The sequence below is a fragment of the Dactylosporangium sp. NPDC049525 genome, from assembly GCF_040676755.1.
In the GTDB taxonomy this organism is placed as follows: Bacteria; Actinomycetota; Actinomycetes; order Mycobacteriales; family Micromonosporaceae; genus Dactylosporangium.
The window spans coordinates 17,463-32,727 of sequence record NZ_JBFAPO010000093.1 but is presented as its reverse complement, the minus strand read 5'-3'; the positions used below and the strand labels follow the sequence as shown (position 1 = coordinate 32,727).

Sequence of the window (15,265 nt, the reverse complement as noted above, 5' to 3'; positions counted from 1 at the left end):
AACCCCCCCCCCGGGTGGGTCAACCACAAACCGGCCCACACGCGCGCCCGGGGGGGGGGTGGGCGGGGGGGGGGGGCGCCCCCGGCCCCCGCCCCCACCGCGCCACGCGGTCCTCGGCCTTGCGCGACCCGCACACAATGACGGCCGTGAGTGCACCTGCGCCCGGGACCTGGCCACCGCCGTCCCCGCCAAGGCTGCCACCGGGCTGGCACGGCGTGCACCGCGTCGACCCCGCGACCGGCCAGCCGTTCGTGCTGCTGCGGCTGCGACCCCTGTGGCGGCGGATCGCGTCGATTGCCGCGGTCACCGGCCTGCTGCTGCTGACCGCGTACATGATCGTGATGTACGTGCACGGCGAACGCGGGCCGATCCTGTGCGGCATGGTGTTCATCGTGCTGAGCGGCTCGATCGGCACCGCCGTCATGACCGCGACGCAGGACGCGTGGATCCTCACGCCCGCCGGGCTGTTCGGCGGGCGGGCCTGGGTCTCCAACGGCCGGTTCCGGCGACCCCCTGAACGGGTCGCGGCGCTGCAACTCCGGGAGGACGAAAGAAACGAGGTCCCGACCGTCCACCTGCACGCGATCTCGGGCCAGGGCCGGCACAACGAGATCTTCCACGAGGTCGACACCGACACCAGAGCCGAACCGCTCGCCGCGTGGCTGTCCACGGCGGCTGGCATCCCGGTCCTGCCGCGGGTGTACCGCGCCCCTCGCCCCTGAGCAGCGCCGCTATTCGAGCAGCGGCCAGACCTCGACGACGCCCTGGGCGACCGCGCACGGCGTCCGCGACGCGAGCTCGACGGCCTCGTCGATGGTGTCGGCCTCGATGATCCCGAACCCGGCGAGGGGCAGCCCGGCGGACATGAACGGCCCGTTCTGCACGCTCACGCCCTTGCCGTCGTGGTTGCGCACCTGCACCGGCGGGCCCGCCCGCCCGGCGCTGGCCCCGGCGGCGAGCATCCGAGCGTCGTGCGCGTGCGCCTCGTCCCGGACCGCAGGGTCGGTGCGGTCGTAGCCCGCCTGGTCGCCGTATCCGATCGTCACGAATCTCGCCACGTCAGCTGCGCCTCCTCAGGTCGTCGTACTGTGGATCGTATGCGCGCCCGGCCCGCACCGCAGGGCTCGCCGGGGAAAACCGGTTTCGCCGATGCCGCCCGGCTCGTATCGTCGAAGGCGAACAACAAACACCCCACACCGGCAGGAGCGCACGATGAGGACATGGACCGCCACGGAGATCCGGCAGCTGCCGGCATGCTCCGTCGGGCTGCCCATTGACCGCATCGGCGATCAGCCGCGACGGCGACGAGGATAGAAGGACCACTCCTCGACGCCGCCCGCCCCGCACAGGGGACCGGGCGGTTTTTCGTTCCAACCCCTTGGTGGCGTAGCTCAGCCTGGTCCAGAGCGCGGCCCTGTCACGGCCGAGGTCGCCGGTTCGAATCCGGTCGTCATCGCACCACGGGAGGTCCGCCCGCAGCGGCGGCCCTCCCGGCAACCCGTCGAGGCCGAAGCGGTAGAGGCACCTCGCTGATAACGAGGAGACAGCGCGTTCAACTCGCGCCGACGGGACCACCCACCCGGGCCACCGGGTGGGACACCCGGAGGAGCCGGCCGGCTTCGGAACCGCCGCTGGAAACGGCGGGCGCCCCACGGGGCGCCGTGGGTTCGAATCCCACCTCCTCCGCTCCCGCTTCCGCCGGTACCGGCGGCGCATGGTCAGCGGCGGCGGGCGGCGAAGTCGCGGAACCGGGACACCGCGTCGCCGGTGACCGCGCTGCCGTGACCGAACACCGCGACCTGAAACTCCAGCTCAGCCAGGCGGGCGGCGCTGCGCGCGGCGAGGGCCTGGTCGGCGTTGGTCAGCTTCGGCGACGCCCGCACCCGCCCGAACATCGCGCTGGCGGCGTCCCCGGCGAACAGCACTCCGCCCGCCCGGTCCAGCAGAAACGACACGTGCCCCGGCGTGTGTCCCGGCGTGTGCACCGCCGAGATCCCGGGGACCCCGGTCGGCCCGTCACCATCGAGCACCCGGTCCACCGGTGACGGAGCCGCCCGCAGGAACGGCGCCGTCAACCGCATCACCCAATGGTGCCGGGGCTGCGGCCGCTCGCCGCTGATGACCGCGACGTCCTGCCGGTGCGCGACGACCCGCGCCCCGGTGCGCTGTCGCAGGTCGGCGAGCGAGCCGCTGTGGTCCGGATGCTGGTGCGTCAGCAGAATCGTGTGCAGGTCGGCGAGGTCATGCCCGGTCCTGCGGATGGCGAGCGCCAGCTTCCCGGCCTTGCGCGGCAGCCCGGTGTCGACGAGCACGAGCCCGTCATCCACCGCGATCAGGTGCGCGTGCACATACCCGAACCCGATCTCCCACACGCCGTCCACGATCCGCCGCATCCCGGCCCCTTCCCGTCGGGCCTCAGCCTGCGTGAACCGGGCGGCGCGTCGCCGCAGGACGCCGGGAATTCACCCTTCGACGGTGATGTGGACGGCCGTTCCGGCATCGAGGAGGTGCGGCGGTCGTCCCGCGGGGCCGGTTTCACAGCAGCAGGGGGATGCCGGGGCCGCAGGCGGGCTGGGCGCAGGCGTGGATGAGCGCGAGGATGCGCAGGGAGGTGCTGTCGCGGTCGGCCGCCTCGGTCGTGTTCTCGCCGCAGTGCCCGGCCCGGCACAGGCCGCGGCCGGCCCACCAGGTGACGGGGACGCTGGTTCCGGTGATCCAGGCGGCCAGCACGGTCGCGGTGAGTGAGCCGGCGTCCGCGGGTGGTGTACCGGTGGGCTCGGCCGCCACCAGGTAGAGGCCACCGTCGAGGCGCAACGCCGTTGTCGTGGCCGTGGCGTTCGCATGCCGGGCCGGGTCGCCGCCGAGCCGTGCCGCCAGTTCTTCGGCGGCGGCGGAGAACATCGACCGTTGACCGGACGCCGGGACGCCGGCCGCCGCGGCCCGGCGGGCCGTGTCGTCGGCGAGCTGCGCGGCGTCCACCATGGACAGCAGCCGCTGCAGGTCGTCGCGGAGGTCGGGGCGCTCGCCGGCCACGGCCAGGTCGATGCGGGTCCGTTCGGCCGGTGCGACCTCGGCGGCGAGGATCCGCAGCCGGGACGCGACCAGGGTCCGTCCGATGCCGCCGGCCGGCGCCGGGCCCGACAATGCGGGCAGCCAGGTGTCGAGCAGCGTCGATCGCAGCCGGTCGTCCATCGCAGGGTCGGGCGGGCCCAGTATCCGAGCCAACCGCAGACCTGCGAGGCTGATGGGCAACGCCCGGCCGATCCCGTCGGCGGGTGGCCAACCGGCGCGGGACCGCGGTGGCGACGGTGGCACGACGGTCCGCGCACAGCCCACGGCCCGCGCGTAGAAGGTGAGCTGCGGGTCGGGTGCCGCCTGGCCGGGGACGGCGACGGTGCCGTCGGGGCGGAGCAGCTGGTCGCACCCGCGCTGCGGGAACGCGGTCGTGGGGATCCCGAGCCGGGCGGCGTCCTCGCGCAGCTGCGCCTGTGCGCCCAGCCAGACGACGTCGGGCTGGTCGCCGAGTGCGTGCAGCGCCTGCTGGACGCGCCGGGCGAGCAGTTGCGGGGGCAGGCCGGCGCCGGACAGCGCGGCCGCCGCCTGCAGCTGGGGGATGAGCGTCTCCACGGCGGTGGCGGCGGTCCATGGCGGCCCGTCCTCGCTCAGTGCCGCGCGCAGGGTTGCCGTGACGGCGTCTGGGACGGGCAGCCGGGAGAGGGTGAGCGCTTCGACGGCGAGGGCGGTGCTGCCCCAGTTCGGCGCCGACGTGCCGGTGGTGCGGTAGCGTCCGCCGGATCGCAGCGCCTCGAGCGCGGGGCCGGCGCCGTTGGCCGGGATGTCCATCATGGACGCGATCCGCGCCGCGTAGCTGATCTGGCCCATGGCGGGCAGCGGGCTGGTGCTCTGCCGGCCCTGCAACGGTCCCGGCAGCCAGCGGGCCACGGCGTCGCGGTCCAGGACCGTCCCGCCGGGCTGTTCCAGCCGCAGCCGCCAGTACGTGTCGTAGAGGGAGAACGGCGACCGCGTCGCGCTCCACGCGTCGTCGACGAAGTAGCCGTGCCGGCCGTCGCTGACCCACGAGTCGGCGAGCAGCGTCCGCACCTGCCCCACGTCCGGTGCGGTGCCCGGTGCCGGGTTCGCTGCCGGGGTTACCGCCGGGGTTGCGGACGCGCCTGCCGGCGGTCGCTGGCCGGACTGGCAGGCCGCCAGGACCGTGACGGTCAGCAGGGCCGCCAGCGCCCGCCGGACGTGCTCGCTCATGACGCTCCCTTGTGGACGGGACCGGCCCCCGTGCGTCGCGCGCACGGGGGCCGGCCGGTGATCAGGCGACGACGCCGGCGCCGAAGTACGCCTGCACGCCGTAGTACGCGGAGCCGAACTGGAAGCTGCCGCTCTCGTTGAAGTTGACGCCGGTGATCCGGCCCCAGGCGCAGCTGCGCATCTGGATGTTGTTCCAGCTGTGCGTGGTACGCCAGGTGTCGCCCGTCGTGGTCGACCACTGCTGCGTGCCCTTGGCCGGCGAGAAGGAACCGCCGGGCGGGCTGCTGATCGTGATGGACACGCCGATCGAGTCGGTGTCCCAGGTGTCGGTCTGGGTCACGTTCGTCGCGTTGTACGGCTTGGAACCGGTCCACGACACCGTGGAGGTGCTGTTGCGGTAGTTCACCTGGCACGGCACGAGGTACGGGAACGGCCGGGTCACGTCGGCGGTGGTGGTGCCGTAGGCGTTGATGTTCCCGGTCGTGCCGCCGGGCGGGGTGATGCTCTTCGACGCGCTCGGCGTGAGCGGGCAGTTCACCGAGCACAGCGCCTGCGTGGTGACCGGCGGTTCCGGCGCGGCCGGCTTGTCGCCGGTCCACGACGGGTCCGCCTTCGTCACCTGACCGCCGGCCTGCTGCGACACGACGACGGAGCCGTTCGGCGTGGCCTCGGCGTACGCCGGCGCGCCGAGCGCGGCGACGAGCGCCAGCGCGACCGTCATGGCCCCGCTGTAGGCTGCCGCCCGGACTGTGGTTCGTTGTGACAAGGAAACACTCCAATCTCTCGGCGGTCCACTGTGGACCGCCAGCGGTGTGTCAGGTCAGGTGTGGGTGCCGACCAAGGTGCCCTTGTAGTAGGTCTTGACGCCGCCCGACTTGTACGAGGTGCCCAGCGAGCACTTGGCCGTCGAACCGGTCCTGTCGCCCGCCCACCGGAACGGGCCGTAGTACTCCTTGCTGCCGCTGGACTGCGCGGCACACGAGACGAAGCCCCGGTACTGCCAGTCGGGTCCGTTGCCGTCACACCAGCCCCCGTATTGCTGCGGATGGCACTGACCGATCCAGCCCTGGTCGGCGTACGCGGCCGTGGCGCCGCCCGCCACCGCGAGCGTGGCGGCCGTGACCGCCGTCAGGAACATCCCTGCGATCCGTTGACGCATCTGCACTCCTTTCGTTGATGTCGGCCGGGTCCACGCTGGACGGCCGCCGTGTTGACCGACAGGTCCGCAGGCGCCGGACAAACAACGCCGGACAAACAACGCCGGACAACCACCGCCGGACAACCACCGCCGGACAACCACCGCCGGACAACCACCGCCGGACAACCGGCTGGATAGGATGGGCGCGTGACGGATCTCCTCGCGCGGATCAGCGCGACGCCGCGCCTCGCTGAGCAGCTGGCGGTGCATTTCGACTTCGACCTCACCCGGCTGGACCCGGTCGAGGACGTGCACCTCGCCGGCGGGGTGAAGCTGACCCCGATCGCGGGCGACGCCGCCGGTGGCTCGTTCCTGCTGACGCCGACCGGCGCGGTGGTGTACGCGGGATCGGAGGGGGAGGGCGGCCTGATCGCCCACGACCTGCGGGACGCGCTCGCCCTCGTGGTCGGCCTGCCGAGCCTGCACGACGCCCTGTCCCGGCCGTTCGACGACGACCTGGCGGCGTGGCTCGCCGAGTGCGACGCCGAGATCCGTGAGGACTTCCCGGAGCTGGACGAGACCCGTGCCCAGGTCCGCGAGGAGCTGGACCTGCCACCCGCGGACGCGTTGCTCGCCACGCTGCACACGGCAGCCGCCGACGACACCTACCGCCCGATCAGTGAACACGGCCCGTACGAGTCGATGCTCGGCGACTGACGGGTCAGCTCAGCCGGGCGGCTCCGCTGTCGCCGATGTCGAGTGTCGCGGCCCTCAGGACGCAGAGGAGGTGACCGGCGCCGCCGAGGCGGCCGGTGCGGTGACCTTCCGGCCCTCGACCCAGCAGCCGATGATCACGCTGGCCACGGCGATCCCGACGTGGTTGCGCGGGGTGTCCTTCGGCCCCAGGACGTCGGGCAGTTTGCTCACGTCGACCCGCAGCACGAATCGGTCCTTGCGGATGAAGGTCGATCCGTTGTTGGTGGCGAATCCCGCATCGCCCAGCTCCTGGAACGGGACAGGGTTGGTCGCGGCGGCCTGCTGCTGCGCGAAGTACGCCTCGGCCGACCTGACGTCGGGCAGCTGCTTGACCGACACCGGCATCACCGCGTCGCCGTAGCGGTAGGCGCAGGTGAACAGCCCGTCGACCCATGTGGAGGTCAGCGGTTGACTGGTCGGCAGGCCGAGCGCCTCGGCGACCTCCTCCTCGACCTCCTTCTCGCACACCATGAGCGTCGCCGACTCCGGTGTCGCACCGACCGGCACGGATGTCGGCGCCGCGGCGGCCGGGCCGGCGTCGGGCGAGCACGCGGTGAGCGCGACCAGCAGGACGCCCGCGGTCCACAGCAGCCGGGATCGGAGGTGTTTCGGCCGTTCCGGCATTGTTTCCTCCCGCACGCGTATCGACAAGGTTAACTGCGTGCGGGGCGCCGGGCCAGCGCATGTCACGAGTTGCCAAATGCGCGTGACCCGGCGCCGCGTCACGTCAGGAGCTGGAGTGCCCGCTGGCGGATGTCGACGTAGCGCTCGTGCACCTCGGGGGCGACGGTGGCGGTGACCTCCTCGGCTGCGACCGGCCACTGTGGTGGCTCGGCGGCGCCGGACAGTGCCCAGGCCGCCTGGCGGGCCGCGCCGAGCGCGACGTACTCGCCGGGGCTCGGCACGCTCACCGGCGCGGCGAACAGCGCCGGTGCGATTGCCTGCACCGCGCGGGACTTGGCCGCGCCGCCGATCAGCAGGACCCGGTTGACCGGGGTGCCCTGGGCGCGGAGCGCGTCGAGGGCGTCGGCGAGGCCGCCGAGCATGCCCTCGACCGCGGCCCGGGCCAGGTTCGCCGCCGACGCGTTCGCCCGGGTCAGTCCGGCGAGCAGGCCGCGCGCGTCGGGCAGGTTGGGGGTTCGTTCGCCGTCCAGGTACGGCAGGAGCGTCAGGCCGCCCGCGCCCGGCTGTGCGGACAGCGCCAGCTCGTCGAACTCGGCCGGTGACCGGCCCAGCAGGCCGGCGACCGTGACCAGCACCCGGGCCGCGTTGAGCGTGCACACCAGCGGCAGGAACCGGCCGGTGGCGTCGGCGTAGCCGGCGACGAGGCCGCTCGCGTCGGCGGTCGGCACCTCGCTCACCCCGAACGCGCAGCCCGAGGTGCCCAGCGACACCGCCACGTCGCCGGGGCGCAGGCCGACGCCGAGCGCCGCGCCCATGGTGTCGCCGGTGCCGGCGGCCAGCACCGCGCCGGAGGCGGTCTCGCCGACCGTCTCGGCGGGCCCGGCGACCCGCGGCAGCGCCAGGTCCCGGCCGAAGGCGAGCCGCACCAGGTCCTGCCGGTACTGTCCGGCCGCCGGCGACCAGTACCCGGTGCCGGAGGCCTCGCCGCGGTCGGTCGTCGGCGCTCCGCCGTCCGCGCGGAGCCGGTGGGTGAGCCAGTCGTGCGGCAGCAGGACCGTGGTGGTCCGGGCCGCGAGGTCCGGCTCGGCGTGGGCGAACCAGCGCAGCTTGGTGACCGTGAAGCTGGCCACCGGCACCAGCCCGACCGCGTCGGCCCACGCCTTCGGGCCGCCGAACTCGCCGGTGAGGTCGACCGCGGCGCGCGCCGAGCGGGTGTCGTTCCACAGCAGGGCGGGGCGCACCACCTCGCCGGCCTCGTCGAGGCAGACCATGCCCTGCTGCTGCCCGCCGACGCCGATCGCGGCGACGCCGTCCAGCAGCCCGGCGCTGGCCTGCTCGTAGGCGGCCCACCACAGTCGCGGGTCGACCTCGGTGCCGTCGGGGTGTGGGGCGCGGCCCTCGCGGAGCACTTCGCCGGTGTCCGCGTCGCACACCACGACCTTGGTCGACTGGGTCGACGAGTCGACGCCGGCAACCAGTGTCATCGCTCGCCTCGCAGGTGTTCTTCGGCTGGTTGGTCGAGGTGCCCGAACGTGCCGCCAGGCGAGCGCTGGCCCGGTGGAGCAGGCGTGAAGCCGCTCATGGCGGTGCCTCCGTAGGTCGCGGTTGCGGCCGACTTTACGCACCTCAACCGGTTAGTTCAATACCCTTCCAAACTGTGCCGGGGGTCAGGTGGGGTCGAGCGACGGCCAGCGGTCCGCGGCCCACTGCGGCCAGCCGGGACAGTCCGGTGGCGGGTCGGGGATCGCGCCGCCGCGCAGTTCGGCGGCATCGGGCACCTGGAACTGCGCCCGCCAGGCGTCGATGTCGGCGTCGGTCATCGGGAACGTCGTCTGCGGCGCGGTCGCGTGGCGGTGCGCGATCCGGGCGCGCTGGACGTCCGCGTCGACAGGCAGGTACACCACCCGGCAGGTGGCCCCGGCGGCGGTTGCCAGCCAGCGCAGCGCCGAGCGTTCGTCGCGGCCCCAGAGCCCGAAGTCGAGCACGACGTTGGTGCCCAGCCGCAGCATTCGCAGCGCGACCGTGATGAGCCGCCCTTCCAGCACGTCGCGCTTGCCACCGGCCTCCGGCTCGCCGAACAGCGGGATCATCCACTCGTCCGGGGTCAGCCTCAGCGCCCGGTACGCCTCGGCGAGCGCGATGGCACGGGTCGTCTTGCCGGCCCCGGGGAGCCCGACCATCAGCAGCAGCGTGGCGGGGGCACGCCGCACGGGCCGGGGCCGGGTTTCCGCCGTGGCCGCGGCCAGCTTGCCGGCCACGGCGAGGAACGACGCCGCGGCCTCGTGGTCGCCGAGGCGCAGGACGAACAGCCCGGTGGACAGCAGTTCGGTGAATGCCCACTGCCAGATCGCCTGCGGGTCGACCCCGGTCAGCCGGCCGGCGTGCCGGCAGCCGCGGGCCATCCGCTCGAGGGCGCGCTGCGGGTCGGTGGTCGCGAGCTCGTCGATCCAGCCCTGCACGCCACGGGCCTGGATGACGCCGAGGTCGTGGGCGGGCTCGGAGGCCAGCCCTCCAGGGTCGACGAGCCGGAAGCCCGCCCCCGACGGCACCCGCAGGGCGTTGTGGTTGTGCACGTCGCCGTGGACGAGCACCGCCCGGCCCGGATCGGCCGCCGCCTCCCGCGCGGCGGTGCAGCGGAGGGCCAGGTCCACGGCCTCCCGCGGGCACGGCCGGGCCAGTTCTTCCCACGCCGAGGCGATGAAGCCCGCGTGCCAGCGGGCCGCTTCCGCCCCGGTGGGCAGCCGGGCGCCGGCCGGGACGCGGCGCCACCCGCGGGCGGCGGTGCGCGCCAGCGCGTCCAGCTGCCGCGCGGCGGGCCAGCGCAGGCTCGCCATCGGCGGGCCGAGGCGCTCCAGCAGCAGCGCCTGGCGCGGCGCGTCGTGCCGGAGCAGCCTGACGTACGGGTCGCCGCCGGCCACGCGCAGGGCGGTCAGCTGCCGGTCGAAGGGCGTGAGCTCCTCGACCCCCGGCGGGATCGACACCTTGAGCACGACCGGCGTGCCGTCGTGCGTCACGGCCTCGGCGACGTAGGCGGCCCTCCCGCCGTCCAGGCCGGCGCCGACGGTGACCGACCAGTCGGCCTCCAGGTCCGCGAGCAGGCCGGGAAGCCCGGCCAGCCATGCCTTTCCGGCCGCCCCCAGGGTACGAAGTGACGGCGCCAGCCGTTCGGAGACGGCAACCGGCGGGCGCGTGGACGATGGTTGATGAAAACGCTGCGATTGCGACACGTTGCTCCCCGGATCACACAGGACGAACCGGCAGCGCAGGGAGAGACGCGAATGGCTGCCGGCAGGACACTGATCCGGCGGTATGCCTGGCACTGACCCCGAGCGGGGCAGGCAATGAGGCCGCGGTTACGGCAACCGCGATACCGCCGCTAAGCGGCGGTGCGGATCTGCATGACGGCGAAGCAACCCATGCCGCCACCATAGCCGACGCGGCCGGCCGGGCGCGGCATCGGGCGCGGCTACAGTGTTCACCGTGAGCGCCGAGGCCACGGAGACCGTCGGGGCCGGGATTCGCCGGCTGCGGACGGCGCGCGGGCTGACCCAGCGGGACCTGGCGCAGCCGGAGTACAGCCGCACGCTGCTCGCGGCCGTCGAGGCCGGGATCCGCACCCCCACCGACGACCTGCTGCGGCACGTGGCAAGGCGGCTCGACGTGGCCCTCGACGACCTGCGGTGGGTCCGGCCGCCGGGCATCGTCGACGAGCTCGCCGGCGACCTTGCCGGCGCGCGACAGGCCCTGGCCCGCGGCGAGGTCGACGAGGCCGAGGCGGTCTTCGCCCGGACCCGGGCCGCCGCGGTGCGATACGGGTTGCCCGACCTCGCCTGCTGGGCCGGATACCAGACGGGCGAGGCGCGGCTGCAGCGCGGCGACATGGTGGCCGCGATCGCCGCGTTCGACGAGCTGCGCCCGTCGCTGCCGGACGTCGGCGCCGCGCCGCGGGCGGCGGTCGTGGCCCGGCGGGCCTACTGCCAGTTCGCGACCGGGGACGCCGCGGGTGCGGTGTCGGCGCTGGAGGAGGCGCTCACCGGCGCGCGGCAGGCCGGCTCCGCCGACGCGCAGGTGCGGTTGTCCAGCGCACTCATGTACGCCTATCTGGCGCTGGACTGGCGCGACCGGGCCCGGCAGGTCGAGGCCCTCGCCCGGCCGTTGCTGGCCGAGGTCACCGTCCAGGAATGGGTGGCGCAGTTCCTGGTCGTCGCCGGGCAGCTGCGCCGCGGCGCGGCCGAGCTGCCGGAGGCCGAGCTGATGTTCACCGACGCCGGGAAGCTCTACGAGGAGCTCGGGCTGACCCGTGAGGTGGCGTTGACCCGGTGGGCGCACGGCTACGTGCTGCGCCGGGTCGGTCAGCTGGACGGCGCCGCGGCGGCGTTCGACGCGGCCTGCACGGTGCTGGACCGGGTCGGCGCCACGCAGGACGGCGCCGGCGCGGCCCTGGAGCTGGCCGAGGTCCGCCGCCGGCAGGGTGACCTCGACGAGGCGGCCCGGCTGGCGCGCGCGGCGGCCGACGTCTGCGCCCGGTCGCACCACCTGGAATGCATGGCGGAGGCCGATCGGCTGCTCGGTCTGGTCGCGGCGGCCGCCGGGCGACCCGCCGACGCTGAGGTGCTGCTCGACCGCGCCGTCCAGCGGTACGGCCAGCTCGGCGTCATGGTCGAGGTGGTGGCGACCTGCCGGGCGCTCGGCGAGCTGCAGCTCTCGGCGGGCCGCACCGCGGACGCGGGCCGGACCTTCCGCCGTGGGCTCGAAGCAGCGAGGGCGGCCCGGTGACCGGCCCAGTGACCGGCTCAGTGACCGGCTCTGGGACCGACTCGGCGGCCGTTGTCGGGCAACGGGTGCACGCGCTGCGCACCGCGAAGGGGCTCACCCAGCGGCAGCTTGCCGAGCCCCGCTACACGGCCGCGTATGTCTCCTCAGTGGAAGCGGGTCGCCGCACCCCGAGCACCGACGCGCTCGCGCACTTCGCCGAGCGGCTCGGGGTGAGCCGGCAGCAACTGGCGACCGGCCGGTCGGAGGCGCTGGGGGTACACCTGCTGCAGACGCTGGCAGAGACCGGCCTGCGCGCGCCGCTGGACCCGGCCGGGGCCCGCGTCGCCTATCTGGAGCTGGCCGCGGAGCCGGAGGTGGCCGCGGACGCGCACGCCGGGCTGGGGCGGCTGGCCCTCGCCGCCGGTGACCTCGCCGCCGCCGCGGAGCATTTCGCCGAGGCGGAGCGGGCCGGGGCCGGGCTGCCCGCGCACCGCCGGGCCGCGGCGGTCGCCGGGCGGGCCGCGTGCGTGCGTCGGCAGGGCGACCCGCGGTATGCCGCGTACCTGTTGACCCGTGCGGTCGACGAGCTGCACGCGGCCGGGCTGCCCGATCCCGCGGCGCTGCTGGCGTTGCACGCGCACCTGGCGGTGTGCCTCGGACAGGCCGAGGAATGGGCGGAGGCGGCCGGTGCCGCGCAGGTGGCGTTGGCACTGGCGGGGGCGTGGGCCGAGCAGGTCGCGGCCGGCCATGTGACGGTGGGCCGGACGCTGCTCGAGCTCGGCGACAGCCGGGGCGCGGAAACCGCGCTGCGGCAGGCGATCGAGGCCCAGCACCGGGCGGAGCTGCGGGTGGAGCTGGCCTGGTGCCATCGAGCCCGGGGGCGGCGCCTGCTGGAGCAGGGCGACCCAGCGCAGGCCGAGGCCGACCTGTCCGTCGCGGCCGCGGCGTTGCCGGCCGCCGTGGCCGAACTGGCGCAGACCTACCGGCTGCTCGGGCGGCCCGCCGAGGCGCGGCGCGCGCTGGTCGGTGCGGACGACACCCCGGACGTCGAGCGGATCCGGGGGCTGCTGGCCGCCGACGCCGCCGACCTCGAGGCGGCGGAGCGGCACCTGCGGGCCGCGGTCGACGGCCACCGCCGGGCGGGTGCCGGTCCGCAGCTGGCGACCGTGGTGCTGGAACTGGCCGACCTCCTCGACGCGCAGGAGCGCGCCGAGGAGGTGACCCACCTGCTCCACATCGGACTGTCCGATGTGGAGCAGATCGCCGGGGAGCGGGCTATGGCCGGCACCGAGGCCACGCCCCACCGCTGAGTCCCGGTGTCTCAGCAGGTTCCGGCGTCGGTCCAGACCGCCCATGAGCCGGGCGCGCCCGGTTCGGCGCCGGTGGAGTACCAGGTCGAGTTCCACAGGTGACCGTTGTATGAGGCCCGGTCACCGGGGACGTACGACCTGGTGGCGCTCCACGCCGCCACGCCGCCGCAGCCGGGCGGCGGGCCGCCGGAGACGGTCAGCGCGAACGTCGCCGCCTGCGTCGAGGACGTGCCGGTGCCGGTGACCGTCAGGGTGTAGCTGCCCGGCGTGGCCGTCGAGGCGACCGCGACGGTGAGCGTCGCGGAGCCGCCGGAGGTGACCGACGACGGGGCGACGGTCGCGGTGACGCCGGTCGGGGCGCCGCTCACCGACAGCGCCACCGGCTGCGCGCTGCCGCCGGTCGTGGCGGTGGCGACGGTCGCGGTGGTGGAGCTACCCGGTGCCACGGTCGCCGACGCCGGCGCGAGCGACACCGAGAACGTGTTGCCCGGTTGGGTGGTGGTGACCGTGAGCGTGTACGTCGCCGTGTGGCTGACCCCGGTCCCGGTGCCGGTGACCGTGATCGTCTTGCTGCCGGTGGTCGCCGCGGCGCTCGCGGTCAGGGTGAGCGTCGAGGAGCCGCCGGCGGTGACCGACGACGGGCTGAAGGACGCGGTGACCCCGGCCGGCAGGCCCGACGCGGCGAGCGTGACCGTCTGCGCGGCGCCGCTGGTCACCTGGGTGGCGACCGCCGTGGTGACCGTGCTGCCCTGCCGCACGCTGCCCGCGGTCGGGTTGAGGCTCAGCGAGAAGTCGTTCTGCGGTGCGACGCTGCACGCCGGCTCGCCGGACTGCACCGGGACGCTGACCGCGTTCCAGGCCGCCTTGACGGTGGCGCATTCCGCGGAGTTCGCGCCGAACAGGTTGACCACCGCGCGCAGTGTCGCGGCGCGGTACTTGGCGTGGGTCCAGCCCGACGTCTTCATGTTCATCGCGGCGAGGAAGACCTGGCCGGCCTTCTGCAGACCGATCCCGGACACCGTGGTGCCGTTGCAGGTGGGGCTGGTCGGCTGGCCGTCGGTCGGGTTGGTGCCTTCCGCGACGAGGTAGAACCAGTGGTTGAGCGGGCCGGCGGCCTTGTGCACCTCGGTGCCGGGGATCGCCGATGAGTAGCAGTCCGGGTCGCCGTTGGTCGACGGCCGGTACATGTAGCGGATCGGGCCGGTGCCGACGAGGTTGACCTCCTCGCCGACGGTGAAGTCCGGCGGGTCGTTCGGGTTGTTGGCGTACCACTCGGTGAGCGCGCCGAAGATGTCGCCGGTGGCCTCGCCGAGCCCGGCCTCCGCGGCGGCGCCGGAGCCGGTGTACTGGTCGATGGCGTGGCCCATCTCGTGGCCGACCACGTCGAGGTTGGCGACCTGCTGGTTGCCCGCCTGGTTGTGCCCGAACGTGCCGGCGGTGCCGTCCCAGTACGCGTTGACGGCGTTGAGTCCCACGTACAGCGGGAACGCCCGGCCGCTGCCGTCGATGCCGTTGCGGCCCAACCAGTTGCGCAGCATGTCCCACTCGCGTTCGACGGCGTAGTACGCGTCGACGCACGCGGTCTGCAGGTCGGTGCCGGCCCCGGTGCCGCCGTTGTTGTACACCTGGTGGGTGCCGTTGTTGCCGCACAACAGGCCGGGCCGGTTCGGGTCGCGCAGCTGCCCGCCGGTGGTGTCGATCTGGATCGAGCCGTTGTAGTAGCCGCGGGCCGCCTCGAAGACCACGTCGTCCTTTGTGGACAGTACGCGGCCGTCCTGCGCGTCGACGTAGACGTGCAGCCGGCTCGGCCGGCCCTCACTGGTGCCGGCCGCGAGGACCTCCCACGCCAGGTGCGGGGTGGCGGTGAGCGCGTAGGCGACCAGCTGCGGCTGGTTGACGGTGGTCACGCTGTCCAGCTCGGCGCGGGCGGCGCCGGTGGCCTGGGCGGCGGTGACCTTCGGGGTCAGCGACCGCAGCGTGACCCGGCCGTGGTCGGCGGCCAGGGTGTCCCGGACCCGGCCGGCGGCGTCGGTGACGACGACCGCGTCGCCGCCGATGACGGGCAGGCCACGGTACGTGCGGTCGTAGGTGACGTACTGGAAGCCGCCGCTGCCGGCCACGACGTTGCGCCGGACGAACGACTCGTCGGGGCCCTTGGCCAGGGCGTCGTAGCCGCTGCCGGCGACCCGGTCGGCGGCGGCCGCGGCGAGCGAGGCCGGGCCGGCCGCACCCGCCTCGACGGTGGTGACGGGTGGTCGCCGGGTTTCGGCGTTGGCGCTCGGGTTGACGACCAGCGCCAGGGTGGCGGCGCCGGCGGTCACCACGGTAGCGGCGGTGAGCAGGGTTCTCGCTCGCACTGCTAACTCCTCGGGGATGTGTGTTTCAGGAGCTATAACAGCGGTTAACTCTGATGTGTCACACT

General features: G+C 74.3%; 13 protein-coding genes and 3 tRNA genes. 7 read left to right on the top strand and 9 right to left on the bottom strand.

Features of this window, described 5'->3' with window-relative positions:
* Nucleotides 1–146 precede the first annotated feature (146 nt).
* Nucleotides 147–722 (top strand): hypothetical protein, encoded by a 576-nt coding sequence (locus AB0K00_RS54380; protein WP_363538958.1) that lies wholly within the window; start codon nucleotides 147–149, stop codon nucleotides 720–722.
* 9 nt (nucleotides 723–731) lie between these two features.
* On the opposite strand, the gene AB0K00_RS54375 is transcribed toward AB0K00_RS54380, so the two are convergent.
* On the bottom strand, nucleotides 732–1,058 hold the full coding sequence (locus tag AB0K00_RS54375; RefSeq protein WP_363538956.1) for a YciI family protein: 327 nt from the start codon (nucleotides 1,056–1,058) through the stop codon (nucleotides 732–734).
* Between the two features lie 322 nt (nucleotides 1,059–1,380).
* On the opposite strand from AB0K00_RS54375, the gene AB0K00_RS54370 reads away from it, so the two are divergent.
* From AB0K00_RS54370 to AB0K00_RS54360, 3 genes are all read left to right on the top strand, one after another.
* Nucleotides 1,381–1,456 (top strand) — tRNA-Asp (locus AB0K00_RS54370).
* Nucleotides 1,457–1,497: 41 nt separating this feature from the next.
* Nucleotides 1,498–1,574, top strand: a tRNA-Ile gene (locus AB0K00_RS54365).
* 28 nt (nucleotides 1,575–1,602) lie between these two features.
* Nucleotides 1,603–1,686 (top strand) — tRNA-OTHER (locus AB0K00_RS54360).
* A 32-nt stretch (nucleotides 1,687–1,718) separates the two neighbouring features.
* On the opposite strand, the gene AB0K00_RS54355 is transcribed toward AB0K00_RS54360, so the two are convergent.
* The 4 genes from AB0K00_RS54355 to AB0K00_RS54340 form a co-directional block, all read right to left on the bottom strand.
* The gene (locus AB0K00_RS54355; RefSeq protein WP_363538954.1) at nucleotides 1,719–2,393 is read right to left on the bottom strand and encodes an MBL fold metallo-hydrolase; all 675 of its coding nucleotides are present in this window, start codon (nucleotides 2,391–2,393) and stop codon (nucleotides 1,719–1,721) included.
* Between the two features lie 142 nt (nucleotides 2,394–2,535).
* Nucleotides 2,536–4,260, bottom strand: a complete 1,725-nt coding sequence (locus AB0K00_RS54350) for a hypothetical protein (protein WP_363538952.1) — start codon at nucleotides 4,258–4,260, stop codon at nucleotides 2,536–2,538.
* A 61-nt stretch (nucleotides 4,261–4,321) separates the two neighbouring features.
* Nucleotides 4,322–4,981, bottom strand: a complete 660-nt coding sequence (locus tag AB0K00_RS54345) for a hypothetical protein (protein ID WP_363538950.1) — start codon at nucleotides 4,979–4,981, stop codon at nucleotides 4,322–4,324.
* 99 nt (nucleotides 4,982–5,080) lie between these two features.
* Entirely contained in the window at nucleotides 5,081–5,419 is a 339-nt protein-coding gene (locus AB0K00_RS54340; RefSeq protein WP_363538948.1) for a hypothetical protein, read from the bottom strand.
* Between the two features lie 186 nt (nucleotides 5,420–5,605).
* On the opposite strand from AB0K00_RS54340, the gene AB0K00_RS54335 reads away from it, so the two are divergent.
* Nucleotides 5,606–6,115: a hypothetical protein gene (locus AB0K00_RS54335; RefSeq protein WP_363538946.1), complete on the top strand. Its 510-nt coding sequence runs from the start codon at nucleotides 5,606–5,608 to the stop codon at nucleotides 6,113–6,115.
* Between the two features lie 54 nt (nucleotides 6,116–6,169).
* Here AB0K00_RS54335 and AB0K00_RS54330 read toward each other — a convergent pair whose 3' ends face one another.
* The 3 genes from AB0K00_RS54330 to AB0K00_RS54320 form a co-directional block, all read right to left on the bottom strand.
* On the bottom strand, nucleotides 6,170–6,778 hold the full coding sequence (locus AB0K00_RS54330; RefSeq protein WP_363538944.1) for a hypothetical protein: 609 nt from the start codon (nucleotides 6,776–6,778) through the stop codon (nucleotides 6,170–6,172).
* Nucleotides 6,779–6,876: 98 nt separating this feature from the next.
* Nucleotides 6,877–8,262, bottom strand: coding sequence for a xylulokinase (gene xylB / locus AB0K00_RS54325; protein ID WP_363538942.1), 1,386 nt, complete (start codon nucleotides 8,260–8,262; stop codon nucleotides 6,877–6,879).
* A gap of 183 nt (nucleotides 8,263–8,445) precedes the next feature.
* Nucleotides 8,446–10,005 (bottom strand): AAA family ATPase, encoded by a 1,560-nt coding sequence (locus AB0K00_RS54320; RefSeq protein ID WP_363538940.1) that lies wholly within the window; start codon nucleotides 10,003–10,005, stop codon nucleotides 8,446–8,448.
* Nucleotides 10,006–10,258: 253 nt separating this feature from the next.
* Here AB0K00_RS54320 and AB0K00_RS54315 point away from each other — a divergent pair, with 253 nt between their 5' ends.
* Both AB0K00_RS54315 and AB0K00_RS54310 read left to right on the top strand, forming a co-directional pair.
* Nucleotides 10,259–11,554, top strand: a complete 1,296-nt coding sequence (locus tag AB0K00_RS54315) for a helix-turn-helix domain-containing protein (protein WP_363538938.1) — start codon at nucleotides 10,259–10,261, stop codon at nucleotides 11,552–11,554.
* Between the two features lie 20 nt (nucleotides 11,555–11,574).
* The gene (locus AB0K00_RS54310; protein ID WP_363538936.1) at nucleotides 11,575–12,843 is read left to right on the top strand and encodes a helix-turn-helix transcriptional regulator; all 1,269 of its coding nucleotides are present in this window, start codon (nucleotides 11,575–11,577) and stop codon (nucleotides 12,841–12,843) included.
* 11 nt (nucleotides 12,844–12,854) lie between these two features.
* Here the strand turns inward: AB0K00_RS54310 and AB0K00_RS54305 are convergent, their stop codons facing one another.
* On the bottom strand, nucleotides 12,855–15,200 hold the full coding sequence (locus AB0K00_RS54305) for a M4 family metallopeptidase (protein ID WP_363538934.1): 2,346 nt from the start codon (nucleotides 15,198–15,200) through the stop codon (nucleotides 12,855–12,857).
* Nucleotides 15,201–15,265: the final 65 nt, after the last annotated feature.

Excerpts from the sequence above, each read along its gene's own strand:
- AB0K00_RS54355 (WP_363538954.1), bottom strand. The coding sequence starts at position 2,393 with ATGCGGCGGATCGTGGACGGCGTGTGGGAGATCGGGTTCGGGTATGTG.
- AB0K00_RS54350 (WP_363538952.1), bottom strand. The coding sequence starts at position 4,260 with ATGAGCGAGCACGTCCGGCGGGCGCTGGCGGCCCTGCTGACCGTCACG.
- AB0K00_RS54345 (WP_363538950.1), bottom strand. The coding sequence starts at position 4,981 with ATGACGGTCGCGCTGGCGCTCGTCGCCGCGCTCGGCGCGCCGGCGTAC.
- AB0K00_RS54340 (WP_363538948.1), bottom strand. The coding sequence starts at position 5,419 with ATGCGTCAACGGATCGCAGGGATGTTCCTGACGGCGGTCACGGCCGCC.
- AB0K00_RS54330 (WP_363538944.1), bottom strand. The coding sequence starts at position 6,778 with ATGCCGGAACGGCCGAAACACCTCCGATCCCGGCTGCTGTGGACCGCG.
- xylB (WP_363538942.1), bottom strand. The coding sequence starts at position 8,262 with ATGACACTGGTTGCCGGCGTCGACTCGTCGACCCAGTCGACCAAGGTC.